Source organism: Streptomyces sp. NRRL S-350 (genome assembly GCF_000719705.1).
GTDB lineage: Bacteria > Actinomycetota > Actinomycetes > Streptomycetales > Streptomycetaceae > Kitasatospora.
Window position 1 is genome coordinate 1 of sequence record NZ_JOHO01000224.1, and the last position, 281, is coordinate 281.

Here is a 281-nt window from a genome sequence, read left to right on the forward strand (position 1 = left end):
CCGGACGTACGTCACGGCGATGCAGCACATCAACAAGTCGATCGAGAACGGGATGTTCGGCCTGGTCTTCGTCGGCGCCTTCGTGGCGACGGGCCTGGCGGCCTGGCTGCAGCACAAGGCGGGTCGTCGGCAGGCGGCGCTGTGGGCGGCGGCCGCGACGGTGCTGTACGTGGTGGCGCTGGTCGTGACGATGGGCGTCAACATCCCGCTCAACAACCAGCTGGCGGCGGCCGGCGACCCGTCCCAGATCCACGACTTCGCCGCGGTGCGCGCGCAGTTCG

At 70.1% G+C, this 281-nt stretch carries 1 protein-coding gene; it reads left to right on the forward strand.

Annotation, left to right across the window (positions count from 1 at the left end; translation table 11 throughout):
* Positions 1-19 precede the first annotated feature (19 nt).
* On the forward strand, positions 20-281 hold a 262-nt coding region (locus IF30_RS0140650; RefSeq protein WP_234323037.1), incomplete at its 3' end, for a DUF1772 domain-containing protein.